Annotated in this window: 1 protein-coding gene and 1 pseudogene (1 of these 2 running past the window's edge); both read right to left on the bottom strand. The window is 35.5% G+C overall.

Annotated elements, in window-relative coordinates:
• Positions 1 to 282 precede the first annotated feature (282 nt).
• On the bottom strand, positions 283 to 993 hold the full coding sequence (locus tag A2255_07305) for a hypothetical protein (GenBank protein ID OGI17546.1): 711 nt from the start codon (positions 991 to 993) through the stop codon (positions 283 to 285).
• A 93-nt stretch (positions 994 to 1,086) separates the two neighbouring features.
• Positions 1,087 to 1,564 (bottom strand): annotated as a pseudogene (locus A2255_07300) (methionyl-tRNA formyltransferase); it runs 476 nt beyond the window's last position.

Below are 1,564 nucleotides of genomic sequence, written 5' to 3'. Positions count from 1 at the left end.
ATGACTTAAAAAAGTGACTTTGTTACTTTGCGGTGATAGTGCGTATTATTGGAAAGATTGATGGCTTAAGACAGTGCGAAGCACCTCGCAATGACGTACTTTATTGTTAGTACATTTTAACATTTTTTAGGTAAGCACCTTGTTATACCTTACAAAAACTAAAAAGCTCGCTTAAGCGAGCTTTTTTACAAGAAAATTATGATTTGTTAATCGCTAAGAAGCAGACTTCAAAAATCATTAAAGATTTTTCATCAAAATCTTCAATGATTTTTTCCGCTGTCCTTAGTCTCTGTTTCTTCCAAATAAAACCCATACCCAGTAAAGCAATTCAATTAAAGCATACAATGCTACTGCAATATAGGTCATAGCTGCTGCTGATAGAACTTTTTTTGCTCCACCTATTTCGTTTTGAACAAGGTATCCACCGCCAGCAAGAGCTTGCATTGCTCTATGACTTGCATTTAGCTCTACAGGAAGAGTTATAAAGTGAAATGCTACAACAGCTCCATAAAGAACTATTCCTGTTATAGCAATTAAATCAGTGAATCCGCCCATTCCCATGAAATACCTTAAACCAAGACCTGCCATAAGAAGTATTGGCCCAAGCATTTGACCTGTTTGAACAGCTGGGAAAATTCCTGCTCTTAATTTCATAGGAAGATAACCACGATTGTCCTGAATGGCATGCCCAACTTCGTGAGCCGCTACACCAAGAGCTGCAACTGAATTGCCATAATATATTTCTTCAGACAATCTGATAACTTTTTTTGTAGGATCATAATGATCACTTAAAGTGCCCTTGGTAGGTTCAACACTGACATCATGAACCCCGGCATCGCTTAAAATATTTTTAGCAACCTGCTCACCGGTTAAACCTTTTTGCGCAAGAACTTTTGAAAACTTCGAAAAGGTTCCTTTAACAAGCATTTGCGGAATAAAAACAAGTGCCATACCTACTATTGCCACAAGCATATAACCTGGATCGTAAAACATTTTTTTATATACCTCCTAAATCTTCATTAATTTCTAGTTATTTCTTGAGATTCTTTTCTTTGTTTTCAAAGAAAATTCAGGGTTATTGATGACTTAAAGTTGTTCAAACTTATCACCTTTTTGGATTCTTGCTCCATTGTACCAGCAAGCAGCATCTATTGCTTTTTTTCCTGCCGGTTGGAGTTTTCTAATTATTACTGTTCCATTTCCAGTAATAACTCCTATCCCACTATTAATTATACCAATTATTTTACCAAAATCCTCAGGATTAACTTTTTCTTTATTTTCTTTATCAAATTGGGTTTCAATAATTTTTATCACTACTTCCTTAAAACTAGTACAAGTTGAAGGCCAGGGTTTCATGCCTCTTACTTTATTATGAATAGTTTCAGCACTCTCACTCCAGTTAATTTTTCCGTCTTCTTTACTTAATTTCGGAGCATAAGTGGCTTCTGTGTCATTTTGGGGAACAGGAATTATTGTGCCATTATCAAGACTGATCATACTCTGATAAAGCATTTCAGGCCCAATATGCGCCATAATATCTGATAATTCACAAGCATCCATATTT

The organism is Candidatus Melainabacteria bacterium RIFOXYA2_FULL_32_9 (assembly GCA_001784615.1).
In the GTDB taxonomy this organism is placed as follows: domain Bacteria; phylum Cyanobacteriota; class Vampirovibrionia; order Gastranaerophilales; family UBA9579; genus UBA9579.
Note: the sequence above shows the minus strand (reverse complement) of the source record. Positions and strands in the feature narration are given on the sequence as shown.

Coding starts and splice junctions, on each gene's coding strand:
- A2255_07305 (OGI17546.1), bottom strand. CDS start 993: ATGTTTTACGATCCAGGTTATATGCTTGTGGCAATAGTAGGTATGGCA.